The sequence below is a fragment of the Pedobacter folensis genome (assembly GCF_056490665.1).
In genome coordinates this window covers 959,152-979,326 of record NZ_JBWJIF010000002.1, presented here as the reverse complement: position 1 = coordinate 979,326, position 20,175 = coordinate 959,152, and the positions used below count along the sequence as shown (strand labels likewise).

The 20,175-nt window shown below is 38.0% G+C and carries 19 protein-coding genes; 11 read left to right on the top strand and 8 right to left on the bottom strand.

Features of this window, described 5'->3' with window-relative positions; translation table 11 throughout:
- Positions 1 to 15 precede the first annotated feature (15 nt).
- The 10 genes from AC04QZ_RS12810 (at position 16) to AC04QZ_RS12765 (ending at position 11,392) form a co-directional block, all read left to right on the top strand.
- Positions 16 to 1,116 carry a carboxylate-amine ligase gene (locus AC04QZ_RS12810; RefSeq protein WP_029274724.1) on the top strand — a complete coding sequence of 367 codons (1,101 nt, stop codon included), beginning with the start codon at positions 16 to 18 and terminating at the stop codon, positions 1,114 to 1,116.
- Between the two features lie 7 nt (positions 1,117 to 1,123).
- Positions 1,124 to 1,951 carry a type 1 glutamine amidotransferase gene (locus AC04QZ_RS12805; protein ID WP_478358060.1) on the top strand — a complete coding sequence of 276 codons (828 nt, stop codon included), beginning with the start codon at positions 1,124 to 1,126 and terminating at the stop codon, positions 1,949 to 1,951.
- Positions 1,952 to 1,962: 11 nt separating this feature from the next.
- Entirely contained in the window at positions 1,963 to 2,649 is a 687-nt protein-coding gene (locus AC04QZ_RS12800) for a hypothetical protein (protein ID WP_478358059.1), read from the top strand.
- Between the two features lie 14 nt (positions 2,650 to 2,663).
- A complete protein-coding gene (locus tag AC04QZ_RS12795) occupies positions 2,664 to 3,851 on the top strand; it encodes a hypothetical protein (RefSeq protein WP_478358058.1) in 1,188 nt (395 codons plus the stop codon).
- Positions 3,852 to 4,064: 213 nt separating this feature from the next.
- Positions 4,065 to 4,223: a FeoB-associated Cys-rich membrane protein gene (locus AC04QZ_RS12790; protein WP_082458743.1), complete on the top strand. Its 159-nt coding sequence runs from the start codon at positions 4,065 to 4,067 to the stop codon at positions 4,221 to 4,223.
- A gap of 12 nt (positions 4,224 to 4,235) precedes the next feature.
- Positions 4,236 to 4,823, top strand: coding sequence for a Crp/Fnr family transcriptional regulator (locus AC04QZ_RS12785; protein WP_086548890.1), 588 nt, complete (start codon positions 4,236 to 4,238; stop codon positions 4,821 to 4,823).
- 151 nt (positions 4,824 to 4,974) lie between these two features.
- Complete coding sequence (locus AC04QZ_RS12780) at positions 4,975 to 5,505, top strand: YceI family protein (protein WP_086548889.1); 531 nt, start codon at positions 4,975 to 4,977, stop codon at positions 5,503 to 5,505.
- Between the two features lie 78 nt (positions 5,506 to 5,583).
- On the top strand, positions 5,584 to 6,453 hold the full coding sequence (locus AC04QZ_RS12775) for a pirin family protein (protein ID WP_478358057.1): 870 nt from the start codon (positions 5,584 to 5,586) through the stop codon (positions 6,451 to 6,453).
- A gap of 902 nt (positions 6,454 to 7,355) precedes the next feature.
- A complete protein-coding gene (locus AC04QZ_RS12770) occupies positions 7,356 to 10,760 on the top strand; it encodes a trifunctional glycoside hydrolase family 18/polysaccharide deacetylase/glycosyltransferase family 2 protein (RefSeq protein ID WP_478358056.1) in 3,405 nt (1,134 codons plus the stop codon).
- Between the two features lie 173 nt (positions 10,761 to 10,933).
- The gene (locus tag AC04QZ_RS12765) at positions 10,934 to 11,392 is read left to right on the top strand and encodes a hypothetical protein (RefSeq protein ID WP_478358055.1); all 459 of its coding nucleotides are present in this window, start codon (positions 10,934 to 10,936) and stop codon (positions 11,390 to 11,392) included.
- A gap of 6 nt (positions 11,393 to 11,398) precedes the next feature.
- Here the strand turns inward: AC04QZ_RS12765 and ispF are convergent, their stop codons facing one another.
- Positions 11,399 to 11,878 carry a 2-C-methyl-D-erythritol 2,4-cyclodiphosphate synthase gene (ispF, locus tag AC04QZ_RS12760; RefSeq protein WP_478358054.1) on the bottom strand — a complete coding sequence of 160 codons (480 nt, stop codon included), beginning with the start codon at positions 11,876 to 11,878 and terminating at the stop codon, positions 11,399 to 11,401.
- A 22-nt stretch (positions 11,879 to 11,900) separates the two neighbouring features.
- Positions 11,901 to 13,088: a type IX secretion system outer membrane channel protein PorV gene (gene porV, locus AC04QZ_RS12755; RefSeq protein WP_086548885.1), complete on the bottom strand. Its 1,188-nt coding sequence runs from the start codon at positions 13,086 to 13,088 to the stop codon at positions 11,901 to 11,903.
- 637 nt (positions 13,089 to 13,725) lie between these two features.
- Here porV and AC04QZ_RS12750 point away from each other — a divergent pair.
- Positions 13,726 to 15,408 carry an SUMF1/EgtB/PvdO family nonheme iron enzyme gene (locus AC04QZ_RS12750; RefSeq protein ID WP_478358053.1) on the top strand — a complete coding sequence of 561 codons (1,683 nt, stop codon included), beginning with the start codon at positions 13,726 to 13,728 and terminating at the stop codon, positions 15,406 to 15,408.
- A 185-nt stretch (positions 15,409 to 15,593) separates the two neighbouring features.
- Here AC04QZ_RS12750 and AC04QZ_RS12745 read toward each other — a convergent pair whose 3' ends face one another.
- From AC04QZ_RS12745 to AC04QZ_RS12720, 6 genes are all read right to left on the bottom strand, one after another.
- Positions 15,594 to 16,094 (bottom strand): acyl-CoA carboxylase biotin carboxyl carrier protein subunit, encoded by a 501-nt coding sequence (locus tag AC04QZ_RS12745; protein ID WP_478358052.1) that lies wholly within the window; start codon positions 16,092 to 16,094, stop codon positions 15,594 to 15,596.
- Between the two features lie 3 nt (positions 16,095 to 16,097).
- Positions 16,098 to 16,682, bottom strand: a complete 585-nt coding sequence (locus AC04QZ_RS12740; RefSeq protein ID WP_478358348.1) for a DUF4159 domain-containing protein — start codon at positions 16,680 to 16,682, stop codon at positions 16,098 to 16,100.
- A 125-nt stretch (positions 16,683 to 16,807) separates the two neighbouring features.
- Positions 16,808 to 17,512 carry a 16S rRNA (uracil(1498)-N(3))-methyltransferase gene (locus tag AC04QZ_RS12735; RefSeq protein ID WP_478358051.1) on the bottom strand — a complete coding sequence of 235 codons (705 nt, stop codon included), beginning with the start codon at positions 17,510 to 17,512 and terminating at the stop codon, positions 16,808 to 16,810.
- Between the two features lie 8 nt (positions 17,513 to 17,520).
- On the bottom strand, positions 17,521 to 18,945 hold the full coding sequence (locus AC04QZ_RS12730; protein WP_478358050.1) for a hemolysin family protein: 1,425 nt from the start codon (positions 18,943 to 18,945) through the stop codon (positions 17,521 to 17,523).
- Positions 18,945 to 19,496 carry an inorganic diphosphatase gene (locus AC04QZ_RS12725; RefSeq protein ID WP_025146339.1) on the bottom strand — a complete coding sequence of 184 codons (552 nt, stop codon included), beginning with the start codon at positions 19,494 to 19,496 and terminating at the stop codon, positions 18,945 to 18,947. The genes AC04QZ_RS12730 and AC04QZ_RS12725 overlap by 1 nt, the downstream gene beginning before the upstream one ends.
- 2 nt (positions 19,497 to 19,498) lie before the next feature.
- Entirely contained in the window at positions 19,499 to 20,158 is a 660-nt protein-coding gene (locus tag AC04QZ_RS12720) for a DedA family protein (protein ID WP_478358049.1), read from the bottom strand.
- Positions 20,159 to 20,175: the final 17 nt, after the last annotated feature.

Sequence of the window (20,175 nt, the reverse complement as noted above, 5' to 3'; positions counted from 1 at the left end):
TTAATCAATATCAGGATGAACGAGTTTACGCTGGGCATAGAAGAAGAATACATGGTAATTGATCCCGTTACCAGAGAGCTTACTTCTCACGACCAAAAAATTGTAGAGGCTGCACAAAAAATCCACAAAGACCAGGTTAAGGCCGAAATGCACCAAGCTGTAGTAGAAGTTGGAACTGGCATTTGCAAAACAACCACCGAGGCACGTAAAGAGATTTCTCAGCTACGTTATACCGTATCACAACTCGCTGGCGAACAGGGCTTAAGAATTGGCGCTGCTGGCACTCACCCCTTTTCGCACTGGGAAAAACAGTTAATTACTGAACATCCACGCTATAATGAGATTGTAAACGAACTGCAGGAAGCCGCACGCTCTAACCTCATTTTTGGCCTGCATGTACATGTAGGTTTCCAGTCTCGTGAACTGGCCATTCATATTGCCAACCAGGTGAGGTATTTTTTACCGCACGTTTTTGCTTTATCAACCAATTCTCCTTTTTGGGAATCACGAAATACAGGTTACAAATCTTTCCGCACTAAAATTTTCGATAAATTTCCCCGCACCGGTATTCCGGATATTTTTAACAGCATCGAGGATTATGATAATTATGTAAAACTGCTCATCAAAACCAATTGCATGGACAATGCAAAAAAAATCTGGTGGGATATTCGTGTCCATCCGTTTTTTGATACCGTTGAATTCCGCATTTGCGATTGCCCGATGTTAATTGATGAAACCATGGCTTTTACTGCATTATTTCAGGCTTTATGTGCCAAACTGTACAAATTACGGTTGCAGAACATGGAATTTATCAGTTATTCGAGAGCATTAATTAACGAGAATAAATGGCGGGCTGCACGCTATGGAATTGACGGAAATCTAATCGATTTTGGAAAAGAAATGGAAGTAAACTGCCGCAATCTTATTTTAGAATTACTGGATTTTGTGGATGATGTAGTAGATGATTTAGGCTGCCGTGATGATATTAATTATGTGCATAAAATCCTCGAACATGGCACAGGCGCAGACCGGCAGTTGGCAGTTTACCAACAAACTGGTAACTTTGAGGCGGTGGTAGATTATATTACTACTCAAACACTTATAGGCGCAAAGTAATTTTATAATGGATAAAAGTAGCTTAAAGGTGGCCGTTATTGACATGAATAACGGTGCACCTAATCAGGGTATGCGGGGGATTCAGGAAATTTTATCCCGTTTTAAAAACGAAAACAATATCGATTTAAGCTTTGATATTTTTGATTTAAGGCAAAAAGGAGAAATACCAGGCATCGGATATGATGCTTATATTTCTAGTGGCGGGCCAGGAAGTCCGGTTGAAAGTAAGGGTGAACAATGGGAAAATGATTTCTTTCACCTCCTAGATCAGATAGAAGCTTTTAACCATAAAAACGACGAAAGAAAAAAGTATGCCTTTTTGATCTGCCATTCCTTCCAGTTGGCTTGCAGAAAATATGAATTGGGCAATGTAACCGAAAGGCGCTCGAATGCTTTTGGTATTTTCCCCATCACCTTAACAGAAGATGGAGAAAAAGACGAAATTTTTAATGGCATCACCAACCCTTTCTTTTCAGTCGATAGCAGAGACTGGCAGGTTATCGAACCAGATTTTGCTGCTTTCGAGAAAAAAGGCGCTAAATTATTGGCCATCGAAAAAGAACGTAAACATGTCGATTTAGAACGCTGTATGATGTCGATCCGCTTCTCTGATGAAATTATCGGCACACAGTTCCATCCAGAAGCTGATCCGGTAGGCATGAAAATGTATTTGCTTCAGGAGGAAAAGAAAAAGGCTATTGTTGATATGCATGGCGAACAAAAATACCTGGATATGTTAAACAGTTTAGACGATCCGGCAAGGATTGTGCTGACGCAAAGTGTTATTTTACCTAATTTCTTACAAAAAGCAATTGGGAATTTACAAGAGGCATAGAACTAACACTCATGAAAGCGGTAGAAGACTATAAGCTACAAGATATCGAATTACGGGATGTAGAAGATACACTAGGCTACATAGCAAAAGCTTTTGAACTCAATTTGTCATCTGATGCTTTTTCAGAAACAAAAACATTTGGAGATATCTGCCAGGTTTTCCAAGATAACATTGCTTATCAGAATGAAGAAAGTTGTACCTCTCAACAAGCCTTTTATAAGATCCGAAGTGCCATCGCTGTTTCACAAAAAATTGATAGAGAAAGTATTACCCCTAGGACTCGCCTTGATGAAGTTTTTCCTAGGATTGGTCGTAGGAAGAAAATAAAAGCATTTCAAAAAGAACTAGGTATACCAGTTAATTTTTTAACAATGAAAACTTGGCTAATATTTTTAATTATTGGTGGTTTTATAATCTCATTGGTAGCTTTTTTCTTTAATTGGAAATTTGCTTTGACAGGGATTTTGACTTGTTTGATTTTTAACTGGATAGCAATGAAGCTCCGTCAGGAGATTGAATATATCTCAATTGGTAAACTCACTATGAAAATTACAAGAGATCATTATATGCAAGTGAGAAGAAATCCTAACACCATCAATAGAAATGAAATAGTAAAAATAATTCAATGCAGTTTTATGTCAGATTTGGATTTAAAACTGACGGAACTACATAAGGACGCACTACTTGGCAAAATCTAAACAACACATTATACATGATACCTTCACAACGCCAAAAATATAACCAGCAGTTTACCGAAGAGAAGTATCAAAACTTCCTTGCCGAATTGCAAAATGGCTATCCACCAATTCCATTTCGTGTGGCAGAAACGCCAGTTTTTTTACCTAAAGCGTTAAAAGAAAAACTGATTGCAGCGGGTGAAGAAATCATAAAATTAATAAAGCAACCTAACTTTAAGGAACTCACGCAAAAATCAATTCCTGTAAGCTGGAATGTGCCCAATGAAAATGAACAGCCTCACTTTTTAACCTTCGATTTTGGCATATGTAAAAATGAAGGGGGAGAACTTGTTCCCATGTTAATCGAAATGCAGGGATTTCCTTCCTTATATGGCTTTCAGCATCATCTGGCCAAAACGTTTCAAAGCAGTTTCGAAATTGACCATTCGGTTAATTATTTTTTAAACGGATTTACCGAAGAAAAGTACATCAACCTGCTTAAAGAGGTTATTATTGGTAAGCATCAGCCAGAAGAAGTGGCCTTAATGGATGTAGATGCACTTAACCAGAAAACGGCTATCGATTTTTTGGTTACCCAAAACATGCTTGGTATTAAAATTTTGGCACTGGAAGACATTAAAAAAGCAGGCAAACAACTCTTTTACGAAGAAGATGGCAAAAAGATCCTGTTAAAAAGGATTTATAACCGCCTGATTTTTGATGAAGTGGCCGACAATACTGAAATTTTCAAAAACAGTTTCGATCCGCGTGAGGAGCTGGACGTGGAATGGGTAACGCACCCCAACTGGTTTTACCGCATCAGCAAGTACACCATGCCATTTCTAAAAAGCGAATTTGTACCTGAAACACGTTTTTTAAATGAGTTAAATACAATCCCTAAAGATTTAGAAAACTACGTACTTAAGCCTTTATTCTCTTTTGCTGGCATGGGCGTAATTATCGATGTTAGCGAAACAGACATTAGCAATATAAAAGATCCCGAAAACTGGATTTTACAAAGAAAAGTAAATTACGAGCCAGCCGTACAGGCGCCTGATGGTGGTGTAAAGGCAGAAGTAAGAATGATGTACTTATGGCCCGATGGAGGTGAGCCTCAGCTTTGCATCAATCTGGCCAGGTTAAGCAAAGGCAAAATGATTGGCGTTCGTTACAATGCAGATTTCGACTGGGTTGGCGGTACTGTTGGCTTTTTGGAAGAATAGTTCTTGTTTTCTTAACCACAGAGATTACACAGATATGCTCCTTCCGTGATTCCGTGGCAAACAAAAAAGTTCGTAGATACATGAATTATAACGAAAGGAATAATAATTCATCTATTCAAGATAAAAAACCCGGTTGCCGCGGTGATAAAACCGTATCTCAATAATTTACATTCATCTGAACACCGTACTCCTAAAAGCACTTATATTTGCATTATGGATATTCAAACGATTTTAGTCTTTTTACTTTTTGCGGTAGCATTGGTATATGTTGGCCGTTTGGTTTTTAAATCTCTACAGGTAAAAAAAGATGGATGTGGTGGTAATTGCAAATGTGGTGTAGATTTTTCCGATATTAAGCCCGTAAAAAAATAACATCCCACCTTTATGATTCATCAGTTCCAAAAATACTTACAGGAAAAAATAGAAATAACTGATGAACAGTTCGAAAGCATATCATCTGTTTTAAAGGTTAAAAAATTCGAGAAAAACGAAATATTGCAATATACCGGCGATAATTTCAAACACGGATATTTTGTAGGCAAAGGTTTGTTGCGTGCGTATTCAATTGACGCGAAAGGCAAAGAACACATTCTCCAGTTCGCCCCCGAAAACTGGTTGGTTTCTGACCGCAACAACATGAACAATGAGCCATCAATATTTTTTATCGATGCCATTGAAGCAACCGAAGCGGTGTTAATGCCCAACAATTTTATGGAAGAAGCAGCCAGACAAGTACCCTGCTTACAGCCCATGCAAATTAAATTGCTCAACAATTCGATCCGCTTTATGCAGAAAAGAATCAACATGTTATTAAGTGCAACGGCGGAAGAAAGATACCTCGATTTTATTAAACTTTATCCTAACCTTACGCTCCGTGTGCCGCAATGGATGATCGCATCTTATCTGGGCATTACGCCTGAATCGTTAAGCCGTGTAAGAAAGGAGCTGGCTAATAAACACTTCAGACCATAGATTGAATGTTTTTGTTAAATCCTAACATTCAATCCTTCCCTCAATAACGCAATCATTTCATCTGTCATTACTTACCATACATCAATCTGTAGTCGAAACCTGCGCTGTACTTTTGTGTTGTAAATATTAAACATCTCAAAAAACAAAAGATATGGCAACTACAAAATGGACATTAGATCCAACCCACAGCGAATTACAATTTAAAGTAAAACACTTAATGATTACTACTGTAACCGGTAGTTTAAAATCTTTCTCAGCAGAATTATCATCTGAAGGTGATGAATTTGAAAATGCAGAAATTTCTTTCAAAGGCGACATCAATTCAATCGATACCGGAAATACTGACCGTGATAATCACTTAAAAAGTGGAGATTTTTTCGACGCTGAAAAATTTGCACACATCGAATTTAAATCTAGTTCAGTAGAAAAAGATGGCGGCGACTATATTGTTAAAGGCGATTTAACCATTAAAGGCGAAACCAAACCAGTAAAATTAACTGCAGAATTTGGTGGTATTGCTACCGATCCATGGGGAAATACCAAAGCAGGTTTTACTTTAAGCGGAAAAATTAACCGTTCCGAATTCGGTTTAACCTGGAATGCTGCATTAGAAACTGGTGGCGTAATGGTAAGTGAAGAAGTTCGCATTTTAGGCGAATTACAGTTTGTAAAAAGTGTATAAGCATAGCGCAAAGGGAAATTAAGCATGGGGTTATAGCTCCATGCCCTATGCACCATGCCTTATTTAAATTTGAAGGTCGTGGAAACAAAACAAATAGAAAAAGTACTAAAAGCGCCAGCGCCACATATGGTTGGCGATGGCTTTAGGGTACATAATTTTTTCCCAAGCGGATATAAAATCAATATGAGCCCGTTTTTCTTAATGGATTATGGCTCAAAGATCGAATTTTCTGCAAGGAAGGAACCCAGGGGCGTAGGTGTTCATCCACATCGGGGTTTCGAAACCGTAACAATAGCTTATCATGGTGCGGTTGCGCATCACGATAGTTCCGGAAACAGCGGTGTGATTTACCCGGGTGATGTACAATGGATGACTGCTGCAAGTGGTATATTACATAAAGAATATCACGAAGCACAATACAGCTTAGCCGGCGGTCCATTTCAAATGGTGCAGCTTTGGGTTAACCTGCCAGCCAAAGATAAAATGGGCAAACCCGGCTATCAGGAAATTAAACAGGCTGATATGGCTCATCTTGACCTTCCCGAAAATGGAGGAAAAATTGAAATTATAGCCGGTAACTATCAAGGCATAAAAGGTAATGCAAAAACCTTTACCCCTATTGAACTCTATAATGCCAGACTGAATAAAGGTGGTGAAACTACTTTTAACTTTCCTGAGCATTTTAACACCGGATTTATGGTGATTGAAGGCTCGATTATAATAAACGGATCGGAAACCGTGGTAGCCGATCAATTTGTCTACTTCAAAAATAAAGGTGAGGAGATTAAGGTCAATGCTTTAGAAAACAGTGTGATTTTGATTTTAAGCGGTGAACCTATAAATGAACCCATTGCTCAATACGGACCGTTTTTAATGAACACCCAGGATGAAATTCACCAGGCCATTGAAGATTATAACCAGGGTCGATTCGGTTATTTAGAAGAATAAAAAGAAAATCGTCCATCCATCATATAGATAAAAAAGCCAGCAAATTTTAAAAAATGCTGGCTTTTTTTTGTAGATATATTTTGAAGGATAACTCAATTTCATTAAGTAAGCATAAATGTTGTTAGTCTGAGCCTGTCCGAGACCTCTAATAGTTGAAAACAAAAAACATTTATCCATCGACTGGCTACCAATGACAGATCCTCTGCACGCTGCTATCCGGCATAGCAGATTTTCGCAGGAAAAAGCACGGAAATCTTTGCTTCCACTTTCATCCCATCACAGCCCAAGGCAGAATCAAGCGAGTGTTGTGGGATGAGTGAGGCCAGAGCCTAGAGGCTGCCGTAATAAAGATTTTCGTAGGTTTTTACAAGAAATTGCGCAGCAATCTTTTATACCTATAAAAGCAACATTATCAGATAAAAAACGATGCAAGCCTTTCAGTTATGCCTTTGTAGTTGTTGTTTTTAAGGCAGGCATGCTTTCGCTGCGCTCAGGTTTGTTACTTTTTCATCAAGGAAAAAGTAAGAGCCATTTGGTGGCTAACCGACGCAAGACTGAGCAGAGGGCAAACTTATAGCAAGCACTTTAAGATTACCAATGGCGATTTTACGAAAAACCAGTCATCCCAACTCCCTTATTTTCCTAAAGCTGACCTCTCAGAATGACCATGCTTTTTTCGTTTTCCTCATGTCTCCGTTTCAATTTATGCAAGATAACCTTACTACCTTAAATTCGTAATGATGTAAAGATCCAGAAGACATCCTATTGCCTTGATAAATAGAGAGATAAAATCAGTATTTCAAAACAAGCCAAACGATCAATCATCTTAACCATTCCAATTTAGCATTCATACAATCTTCATATTCGTTAGTGACATTTGATTAATAAATCAGAAAAGAAAAATGTCCGGAAAACAAATATTTCAAACTGAGACTAAAAGACGCTGGCACACCTTTACCTGGGTAAGCCGCACATTTTTTTTAGTTTTCATAGGCGCAATTATCTGCGTGGTGTATACCTTATCATCGGTACAGGCACCAAATTTGCCTTTTATAAATACCAATACACCCTTAACAGAAAAACAATTAGAGAAGTTAAAAAAATCGCAACAGTATCGGGATTTCACGATCGAAAAGTCGAAGCTTCAAAAAATTAAAAGAGACCGGGAGCATCGTATTCTAACCCATCGCGGTAACAGCAAACGCATAAATATGGCTTTTTATGTGAGCTGGGCTTCCACAGTGGGCAAATCATTACCTGATCTTAAAAGGAACATCGGCCATTTGGATATGGTGGCTACAGAATCTTTCTTTTTAAACGGCGATTCTATTGTTGATAAAGCAGATACTGCTGCCTTGAAAGTAATCCATAAAGCCAAAAAGTCGGCTATTGCAGTGGTTTCAAACTACAATAAAGATCATTGGGATGGTGCAGCGGTAAGGCGGTTATTAAATGATCAGCCCGCGCAGCAAAAGCTCATCTATGATTTGATTGCCATTACCAAAAAATATGGTTACAGAGGAATTAATATCGATTTTGAAGAACTGAACCTCGAGAACAGCGACAGTTTTAATGCTTTCATGAAAAACCTTTATAGCCAGTTTCATGCAGAAAAACTGATTGTTTCTCAGGATATTTCACCAGAAAACGATGATTATAAACCCGAAATTCTTCAAAAATATAACGATTATATTGTATTGATGGCTTATGATCAGCATACCGAGCAAAGTAATGCGGGCGATATTTCTCATCAGGAATGGGTGGAAGAAAAACTGGATGACATTTGCAGTAAAGTTGATGCCAGCAAAGTAATCCTGGCCCTGGCTTGCTATGGTTACGACTGGCCAAAAAATAGTGTGGGTAAATCAGTAACCTACGAAGATGCCATGACCAGTGCTGTTAATTATAAAAGTAAAATAAACTACGATCCGGCTTCTGCCAACTTAAACTATACTTATAACGATGGCAGTGGAATAAAACATGAGGTTTACTTTACTGATGCGGCAACCTATTTCAATTTAATCCGCAAGGCTGATGACTGGGATATTGCTGGCATAGCCTTATGGCGTTTAGGCTCTGAAGACAAACGTTTATGGTCTTTTATTTCTAATGACCTTAGTCTGGATACATTAAAGAAAAAACCATTCGATTTACGCAAAATTGCCTCATTAAACATGGGAGGCATCTCCTACTTGGGCGATGGCGAAATTCTGGATCTGATTTCTACCCCCACACCAGGCAGTGTGAAATTCACTTTAAATAAAGACAATTTCTCTATTGCCGATCAAAAATATACCCGACTACCAGAGCAATACGTAATTAAAAGGTTTGGAGAGGCCGATAAGAAAATTGCCTTAACCTTTGATGATGGTCCCGATCCGGTTTACACACCACAAATATTAAATATTTTAAGGCAGGAGAAAGTGCCTGGCTGTTTCTTCGTCGTTGGCATTATGGCTGAACAGAACATGGAATTGTTGAGACAGGAATATAATGATGGTTATGAGATTGGGAACCATACATTCTTCCACCCTGATATGTCGGCCATCGGACCAAGACGGGTAAAGTTCGAGCTCAATGCTACCCGCAGGTTAATTGAAGCCGTTACCGGCCACAGTACAATTCTGTTCCGGGCACCATTTAACGCCGATGCCGAACCCCAAAACATTTCCGAAATTTTGCCGGTTGCCCAGAGCCGTAAAGAGAATTACATCAATATTGGTGAATATATCGATCCTGAAGATTGGGAACCTGGAAAAACTGCTGATCAGATATTTAATGAAGTAGTGAAGCAGCAGGACAATGGCAATATTCTTTTATTGCACGATGCAGGCGGAAATCGCGAAGCAACTGTTGCCGCTTTACCCCGGATTATAAAATTCTTCAAAGCCAAGGGTTATACTTTTACAACAGTTGGCGATTTAATGGGTAAAAAAAGATCAGAGCTCATGCCTGCAGTAAAATCTACCGCAAATAGTGGTTTTTCAGGCTCCGGTGATTATTTTTTCATCAATTTCTTTTACTACGGCAACATGATTTTAAACATCATCTTTTCTGTGGCCATTGTACTTGCCATTTTGAGGACCATTTTTATTGCTTATCTGGCGATCAGGCAGCGAAAAAGGGCAAAACAGCATGCCGGCAAGTTGATAGCAAATCCATCAGCAAAAGTGAGTATCATCATTCCAGCTTACAATGAAGAGGTTACTGCTGTGCAAACCATTAATAGTCTTTTAAAAACCACATATCCCGATTTTGAACTGATTTTTGTAGATGATGGTTCAAAAGACAAAACCTTTGAAATTATTGATCAACATTTTGGTAACCACCCGCAAGTAAAGGTGTTTCGCAAGGCAAACGGTGGTAAAGCCTCGGCTTTAAATTATGGCATATCAAAGGCCAGTACTGACTTTGTAGTGTGTATTGATGCCGATACCCAGCTAAAAGATGATGCAGTAACCGAACTGATGCGTTATTTTTATAGCGACCAAATTGCGGCAGTAGCTGGCACGGTGAAAGTTGGAAATGCCAACAACATCATTACCAAATGGCAGTCTATTGAATATATCACTGCACAGAATATGGATAGGCGTGCTTTCGACTTATTAAATACCATTACGGTTGTACCAGGAGCAATTGGCGCTTTCAGAAAAAATGTAATCGTAGAAATCGGCGGATTTACCATTGATACCCTGGCCGAAGACTGCGATTTAACCATGCGTATTTTGAAAGCAGGTTACCGCGTAAAAAACTGTGATACTGCAATTGCTTATACTGAAGCACCCGAAACGATAAACATGTTGCTTAAACAACGTTTTCGCTGGAGTTTTGGTGTAATGCAAAGCTTCTGGAAAAACAGAAAAACACTACTGAATAAGAAATATGGTTATTTTGGAATGGTAGGCATGCCAAATATTTTGATCTATCAGATCATTTTACCATTATTTTCGCCATTGGCCGATCTATTCATGTTTATCTCCTTAATCAGTGGTCTGTTTTCGTTAAGTGCCATCAATAATTTAACGCTAACCGGGTTTTCAGGAATTTTAAGCCTGCATAACGGTTTTGGTCAAGTGCTTTTCTATTACATTATCTTTATTGTTGTAGATATGATTTTTGCAGCTATCGCCTTCCGCATGGAAAAAGAGAAGTATACGAATTTACTTTACATCTTCCCGCAACGGTTTTTCTGGCGACAGTTAATGTATGTTGTACTATTCCGCTCGTTCAGAAAAGCCATAAAAGGTGAGCTGGAAACCTGGGGAACGCTAAAGCGGACCGGGAATGTAAAAGACCAGTTAGCGTAATATTTATCGCTGCGTCACCCTGAATTTATTTCAGGGTCTTAATGGAAAGACTATTTAAAAAGAAGCCAAGTTTTTTGAAACTTGGCTTCTTTGTTCGCTATCTACCCCTCACCCCAACAAAAAACATAAACAATTCATAACAAGCTATTTAAAAAAAAACATTATTATTGTTAATGGAAAAATCTAACCAAATGCCATTTTCATTTAAAAAGGTTTTATTGATTGCACTTATTGCCGGAACATTAGATGGATTGGCAGCAGTTATATTTTTAGGAAAGATGAATTTTATGGGTGTATTTCAATACATCGCCAGTGCTATTCTGGGACCAGCAGCTTTTAGCGGAGGAATTAAAACAGCCCTTATTGGCCTGGCACTCCATTACTTTATTGCTTTTAGTTTTGCCTTAGTTTATACCATAGCATCAACAAAAACCACTGTTTTAAGAAAGAATATCATCCTATCAGGAATAATCTATGGCATTATTGTTTGGACGATCATGACGCTATTGATTGTTCCGCTAACCAAAATCCCAGCGGCACCATTTCATTACGAACGGGCAATTTTAAATGTGGTGATTCTGATTTTCTGTATAGGCTTACCGATTTCTTACTTAAGTGCCCGAAAATTCTAGTGTAGGTTAAGGTTTTTCTATCAGACAGACCGCATAAGAAACAACACCTTCTTCCCTGCCGATAAAGCCCATTTGCTCATTGGTAGTTGCTTTTATCGAAATATCGTCAGTAGATATCCCAATGGCTTCGGCAATATTTTGTTGCATTGCAGGAATATGAGGGTTAATTTTTGGTGCTTCTAAACAAAGCATTGCATCGATATTGCCAATTTGCCATCCTTTTTCGGCCAGTAATTTAACCGTTTCCTTTAATAAGATGATGCTACTGATGCCTTTCCATCGATCATCGGTATTTTTAAAATGGAAACCAATATCACGAAGATTGGCTGCACCTAAAAGTGCGTCGCAAATGGCATGAAGCAAAACATCAGCATCCGAATGCCCAAAAGCACCTTTATGATGATCTAATGTAACCCCACCAACAACAAAAGGATGCTGATCTTTTAACTGATGTACATCGAATCCGAAACCTACTCTAATTTTCATCTATATTTTGCTTTAGTCTTTTTTATCTTTTGCTTTTATTCTCGCCAAAGTTAAACAATAGACCAAAACGTAAGGTATTTGCAAGCGGACTAGTTTGTGCATTTGCAATTAAATAAGAGAAATCGATATTAAAAACATTGTATTTTAACCCAACGCCCAAGGTAAAGTAACGGCTATCGCCTTTCATTGGGCTTTGGTAGTTGTAACCGGCCCTAACCGCAAACTGCTGGTTGTACCAATATTCCAATCCTGTAGAAATTCCAACTTCTTTTAATTCTTCACTAAAACCACCAGGGGCATCAGTAAATGACCCAAAAATACCTGCTGGAACGGAGCGGTTTGGATCTTTTCCGCTGACAATGTTATTGTTCGAATCGTATATGGGTTGTGTTGGCACCAACAATTTATTAAAATCGAGTGCAAAGGTTAGGGTACTAAAATCGTCCATCGTGAAGGTGGACGCCCCTCCCAGTTTAAAATTGGTTGGTAAAAAGAAATTCTCTCCACCATCAGAATAGCTCATTTTCGTTCCGATGTTGGAAATATTGGCACCGGCAGAAAGAACAGCCTGTTTGCCAAATAACGTTGTAGTCGTTTTATACAATCCTGACACATCAACTGCTACCGCATTTCCGCTGTGCACTTGTCCGGAAGATGCAAACTGACCCGAAACTAAATTTGAATAGATATATCTTAATGAGGTTCCCAAGGAGAACTCTTTACCAAAATTACGGGCGAAAGAAACATCAAAAGCCAACTCATTTGGATTGGAAATGCCCAGGTCCTGTTGGTTGATATCAGTCAGCTGGATTGAGCCTAAAGAAAAATATCTTAAAGATGCACCAATGGTATTGCGGTCATCCAGTTTGTAAAAACCACTTAAATAAGCCAGATTAATATCAGGCACCAAACTTTTTAACCACGGGCTATATGAAACTGAAAAACCATAAGGTTTATCTAAAAAAGCAAGTTTAGAGGCATTAATACTGGCCGAGTTTACATCACCTGCAACGGCCACGCCAGCATCGCCCATTGCACCGGCACGGGCATCGGGTGTGATCAGCAGAAATGGAACTGCTGTTACTATATTGTTTGCCTCGCTACCATTTGTTTGGGTATTGCCTATGGTTACTTGAGCATTTGTTTTACCAAACACCAAGGCCATTGAGAGTGCAGAAAAAGCAAGTTTACTGATGTACTTGAAATTCATCCTTTAAAGGTACGTAATTTTAGATTTTGGTATTTAGCAATAACTGGAGAATATATTCTGTAACGCAAAACCAAAACTTATATTTCACCAAATTACGAATTCTATGATTATTTACTAATTAAACCTACGATTTTTACATACCTGCGTGACTACACAAAATATAAACCTATAATTAATAAGCACTTAGCATTGTAATTCAGGTGTTTTATTTTTTTCTGTAAAAAAATATTAATTCAATTTATCAATTTGATCTTCGCAATTTTTCAATCAAATATGGATTAATTTATTTACAACACTATAAATTTGTACGCTACTCTTTTATGTGCTAGTGATCCCAAAATGTAGAAATATTAATCATTCATATGGGCTGAACCTTAATAAATGTAATTATATCTATAAGTTTATAGCTTATTTACTCCAAGCTCTGATGACCAATTTATCTTTTTATCTTGCTTATTTATAATTATTTAGCCTAAATTTAACTTAAAAAGTAAACAGACACAATACGCTTTAAAATAATACGTTATCACTCAAAAATATAATCGATATTTTATTATCACATTATTTATATATTCATTTAAAATTGTTTAATTTTATCGGTTGAATCCCCATGGGGACGATATTCCCAACGAATTATATGAAAAAACTATTACTATATTCTTTTACTTGTTTGTCATTAGCCGCCCTACTTACGAGCTGTAGCTCAAAAGGAGGGAATAGTTCCAGCAAAACAGGTATTCCTTATGCCGATAGGAAAAGCAAAAATAACCAATCTGGTGCTTTTGCTGTAGCTACTCAATATAAGAGGGCTCCGGGGCCTGGCTTAATTCCAATCGAAGGTGGAGTTTTAGTTGTTGGTGGTAGTGCCATCGAGGTTGCAGGTGTTGAACCAAACATTTACAACTACAAAAGACAGGTTACGGTACCATCTTTTTACATGGATGAAACTGAAGTATCGAATACCGATTGGTTAGAATACTTACACTGGATCAGATATAACTATCCTGAAGATCGTGAGTTTTATTATAATGAGCTTCCTGATACTTTAGTATGGCGCCGTGCATTATCTTATAACGAGCCTTATGTGGATAATTATTTAAGACACCCGGCTTATCGTGATTACCCTGTTGTAGGTGTTTCATGGGAGCAGGCATCGCGTTATTGCGAGTGGAGAACTTCGAGAGCTAACGAATTTATTCTACGTGAAAAAGGAATTTTAACTGATTATAAAACTTTAGCCGGCAATGGAAAAAGCAATACTGCTACTACAGCAGCGGCCACTCCAAAACCAGACAAACCTTTCAATACTGATGCCTATTTAAATGGCCAGTATGATGATAAAGGTAAAAATGCACCAATCGATTACAATACAAAATCTGGTGCTGCTACAACTACAGCTGGAGGAACGGCAGCTGCAGGTACTGGAAGAAACAACCAGCCTAGAAGAAATGCAACACTTGAAGATGGTGTAATTATGCAGCCGTACCGTTTACCAACAGAAGCAGAGTGGGAATATGCTGCTTTGGGTTTAATTGGTAATACAGAATACGAAAACATCAATCAGAATAAAATTTACCCCTGGAATGGTTTAGGTGTTAGTTCGGCCAAAAAGAAAACCAGAGGTATGATCCAGGCCAACTTTAAAAGAGCACCTGGCGATTATATGGGTGTTGGCGGTTCGTTAAATGATAAAGGAGATTTAACTGTTCCGGTTATTCAATATACTCCAAACGACTTCGGCTTATACAACATGGCTGGAAACGTGAATGAGTGGGTTAATGATGTTTACAGAACAGGTACATTTACCGATGCAGATGCATTTAACCCTTACCGTGGTAACTACTTCACCAATAAAAAATTAGAGGATTCGCAAAGCGGAAAAATTGCATTGGATAAATATGGCAATCCGATTAAGGAAAATGCTTATGCCGGAAGAAAACAAACCTGGGCAGAAAAACAAGCGCAGGCGAAACGTTCTGATTCGATTTCAAAATCGACTGATCCGCAATCTCCGGTAGCATCAACCAGCTATCAGGCCGATCAAAGAGGCTATCGTGACAGACAAAACACTTTGTTAAATGAAGAAGGTGTAACATTGGTAAACGATAAATCAAGAGTTTACAAAGGTGGATCCTGGAATGATATGGCTTACTGGTTAAATCCGGCAACTCGTCGTTTTATGCAACAAGATGAATCATCAGCAGAAGTTGGTTTCCGTTGTGCCATGACGATGCTTGGCGCTCCCGAAATTAGCACTGCAGGCAAAAGAAATTTTAAAAACCCTCCTCAAAAACCTTACCGGGTTAGCAGAGGTAAATAAAAAAGAAAAGTCCCGACATTAAATCGGGACTTTTTTTTACAGTTATATTTTGGTATATCTAACTTGAATAATTCAACCGAAATTCGTCATCTCGACTGAAACGCAGTGGAATGGAGAGATCTATCTAAACAGATTTCTCGACTTCGTTTCACTCCGCTCGAAATGACGTACTTCAGAGGCAAAAATTATTTAAACTGAACCAAGATCTGATTCTTCTCCACCTTATCGCCCTGCTTAATCAAAACTTTCTTCACCACGCCATCAGTTGATGATTTTAGGATGTTGTCCATTTTCATGGCTTCCAGCACCAGTAAATTATCCCCTTTCTTTACCTCAGCATTTTCTTCAACCAAAACCTTTAGTACCAAACCAGGCATCGGGGCTTTAATTTCTGAAACTTTATTAGCCGTTAAATTATCGAGGCCGAGTTGTTTTAACAAAACATCAAACTGGTCTTCGATGCTAATCTGGTAGATATTACCGTTTACTTTTACTTTACAGGTTTTATCTGCTTTGTTCAGCTCAACGATTTCGGTATTGAAAGATTTATTCTGATATAAAACATGAGTACTGCGATTACTCATCGTACTTAAATTAAGCTGAACCGGATATCCATTTACCAGCAAGGCCGATTCGTTATGTTCAATTTCGAATAAAAACTGGTCGTTTACTTTTACTTTATACATTCGCTACTGAGTTAAAGCGTACTGAACTAAATTTGCGCCCATTTTTAGCGCCTTTGTCCTTGTTTCCTGCGTATCTTCAGGATAAGTACCAAAGTCTTCCCAACCGTTCCCTAAATCGCACTCAAAGGTGTAATAACAAACTACTCTTCCCTTATATATCAATGCAAATCCCTGCGGTCGTTTATTATCATGCTCATGAATTTTGGGCAAGCCTCCCGGAAACTTAAATTTCTGGTTATACACAGCATGGTTGGCAGGCAATTCAACAAAACTAAGTTCTGGGAATACTTTTTTCATTTGCGGACGGATAAATTTATCCAATCCATAATTATCGTCTATATGAAGAAAACCACCGCCGGTAAGGTATTGCCTTAAATTTTTAATTTCCTGATCGTTAAAAACGACGTTTCCGTGGCCAGTCATATAAACAAAGGGGTAATTAAAAATTTCTTTTGAGCCTACTTCAACGATGCTTTCTTCTGCATAAAAATTAGTTTTCAGATTGGCATTACAGTAGGCAATTAAATTAGGTAAGGCTGTTCGATCGGCATACCAATCGCCACCACCATTATACTTTAATTTGGCCATCCGGTAGGTTGGCGGTAACGAACTAAAAGCAGACAGCACAAAGCAAAAAGCTAAAAGGCCAAGGCCAAAAGCAATAAACCTGAATTTCGGAAACTGAAAACTAAAAACTGAAAACTTCAAATTGATTATCGGTTAAGGTAATTGATTTCAAAACAAACAGATAAAGCAGCCGTTTCTGTGCGCAACCTGTTATCACCTAAAGTTAATGCTTTAAAGCCTTTGTTCAAAGCTAAATTAACTTCATCAGGTGTGAAATCTCCTTCCGGACCGATAAGAATTAAATATTTTTGATGTGGAGCTACCAATTTGGATATATATTCTTTCTCTCCGTTATCGATACAATGCGCTATTAGTTTTTCACCATCAAATGATTCTTTTAAAAAAGCATCATAAGAAATAGCATCATTTAATTTGGGATGATAAGCTTTAATTGATTGTTTTACAGCAGAAGTGATTACCTTATTGAGGCGGTCTTCTTTAACTACCCTGCGCTCCGATCGATCGGTAATAATTGGTGTAATTTCATCAATCCCCAGCTCTGTTGCTTTCTCTAAAAACCATTCGATACGGTCGATATTTTTAGTTGGTGCAACAGCAATATGCAGGTAATGGTTTCTTTTATGAAACTCCGTTTCTACTTTTAAAATGCTTAAAGAAACCTTTTTTGGATTATCGGAAGTGATTTCAGCTGTATAAAAACCACCTTTCCCATCAACCAGGTTAACAATCGAGCCTACGGTCAGGCGAAGCACTCTCACGCAGTGTTTGCTCTCTTCTTCGTTAAGTGTGTAGGTATTTTGGGTTATATCTGGTGTATAAAAAATATGCATAGTTGAAATTAATGATTATCAACCATATCTGCTTTATTGATCACCAATTCTAACTTGATTGTTTCGATATTCTGCTCTGTCTTCTTAAGGATAGTAAACAGATAACCATATGATTCGTTGCTTTCGCCGACCTCAGGAATACGTTCAAAAACGTGAGAAACCAATCCGCCAATGGTATCGAAATCTTCATCCTCTGGTAAATCGTGAGGCAAATGTTCATTTACATCATACACTGTTGCAAATGCATTTACGATAAATTCATTGTCAGACACTTTTTCTACCAGTGGTTTTTCCTCATCGTATTCATCCTGGATTTCTCCTACAAGTTCTTCAACTATATCTTCTAAGGTAACCATACCTGCTGTACCGCCAAACTCGTCCAATACAATAGCAATCTGTATGCGGTTACTTTGCAGTTCGCTCATCAGATCGTTGATTTTTTTGGTTTCTGTAACGAAATATGGTTTTCTGATGATATCGTTTAAAGTCCAGTGCTGGTTACCTGCGGCAACCAATGGTAAGATATCTTTTGCATGGATAATTCCTACAATTTTATCCATAATATCATCGTAAACCGGCAAGCGGGAATAGCCCTCTTTAATAATCGTATCAATCACTTCTTCTTTTGGAGAAGTTAATTCAATACCCGAAATCTTAGTCCGGGGAACCATGATATTCTTCACCACGCGCTCATTAAAATCGAATACGTTTTTAATCAGCTCATGTTCGTTATTATCTAATGCACCACTTTCTTTACCCTGGTCTAATAAATACTGAAGTTCTTCGGTACTATGCAGCGATTCGTGTCCGCTGGAAGTGTCAATTCCGAATGGTTTAAGGATAATAGCAGCAAGGCTATTTAGCGTCCAAATGAATGGTCTAAATACCACATAAAATAACTGAAGTGGTATTGAAACAAATAACGTTGTCGCTACAGGTCTTTGGATGGCGAAAGATTTTGGTGCCAATTCACCAAATACAATGTGCATAATCGTAATGAGCGAGAAAGCAACAATGGTAGATGCGGTATGGATGGAAGCATCGCTCAATCCCCATTCCAAACTATCGAAAAGATTTTTGAAAATGGTATGCATAACGCCTTCACCTACCCAACCTAAGCCAAGCGATGCAAGCGTTATACCTAGCTGTGTGGCGGCCAGATATCCATCGAGATTATGAATAATCCCTTTGGCCATTTTGCCTACCCGACTGCCCGTTTTTGCTTTAATTTCAATTTGTGATGCCCGAACTTTTACAATTGCAAACTCTGCTGCAACAAAAAATCCGTTAAGTAACACCAAAAATAATGCAAAGAATAATCGCCAGCCTACAGAAGTGGTATCAGGTTCCTGTAAAGCAACCAAAACTACGTTTGTGGGCAGGATTGCACTTAGCTCTAAATTTAAAAACAAACAGACCGTGGGTAAATCCATTAAGCTAATTCTCTAAATGTTGTGTTATAAAGTTCTATGCTTTCTTTAATTACTTTATGCGCATAACGAACACCAAGTAAATGTTCGATAGTTACATTTTTATCTTCTAATGCTTTATAATCCTGAAAGAAACGAACAATCTCTTTCATTTGGTGTGGAGGCAACTCATCTAAATCGTTGATGTAGTTTACAGACATATCGTGAGCAGCTACAGCAATGATTTTATCATCCTGTTCGCCATTATCAACCATATGCATTACACCTACTACTTTAGCTTCAATCAATGTCATTGGGTAAACATCTACCGAACAAAGTACTAAAATATCTAATGGATCTTTATCATCGCAATAAGTTTGCGGAATAAAACCATAGTTTGCAGGATACATTACTGATGAAAAAAGAACCCTGTCTAACTTAATTAAGCCAGATTCTTTATCTATTTCGTATTTTGCTTTTGAACCTTTTGGAATTTCAATAATTGCGTTTACAATTTCTGGAACGTTATGTCCAGGAGATACGCTATGCCACGCGTGATGATCGTCTTTTGCCATTTTTAATTTAAATCTGTTTTATCCTCTTCAGGACCACTCACTACTTTACTTTTTACAAAGGTAATTAATAATGGTATAGTTGTAATAAGGATAAAGCCAATAATAATATATAATAAATAATCGTTAATTTCTTTTTCAAATCTTTTGCCCAAAAAATAACCGAGCAAAGTTAAGGAACAGATCCAAAGTACTCCACCCACAACATTATATAAAGCAAATTTTTTAAAGTCTAGTTTTACTACCCCTGCAAAAATCGGTGCAAAAGTTCTAACAATAGGTACAAATCGGCCCATTATTAACGCAAAGGCACCTTGTTTATGATAATAATCTTCTGCGGCTTTTAAATATCTCTTTTTAAAAAAGAAACTGTCTTTTCTGGTGTACAATACCGGACCAGTTTTACGTCCGAACCAATAACCGGTAAAATTCCCGGAAATGGCTGCAATACATAAACCTGCCAGGAGTACCGCAATGTTCACATCCAGCTTACCTGTTGCCACAAACATTCCCGCTAAAAACAATAAATAATCACCGGGAAGAAAAAAACCAAAAAACAGGCCTGTTTCTGCATAGATAACGAATACGACTAGATAGAATCCACCCTCCCTCAATACTTTCTCGGGGTCAAGTAGCTGATGCAGGTTATTCCAAAAATCGTGCATATTCAATTATTCGTAAA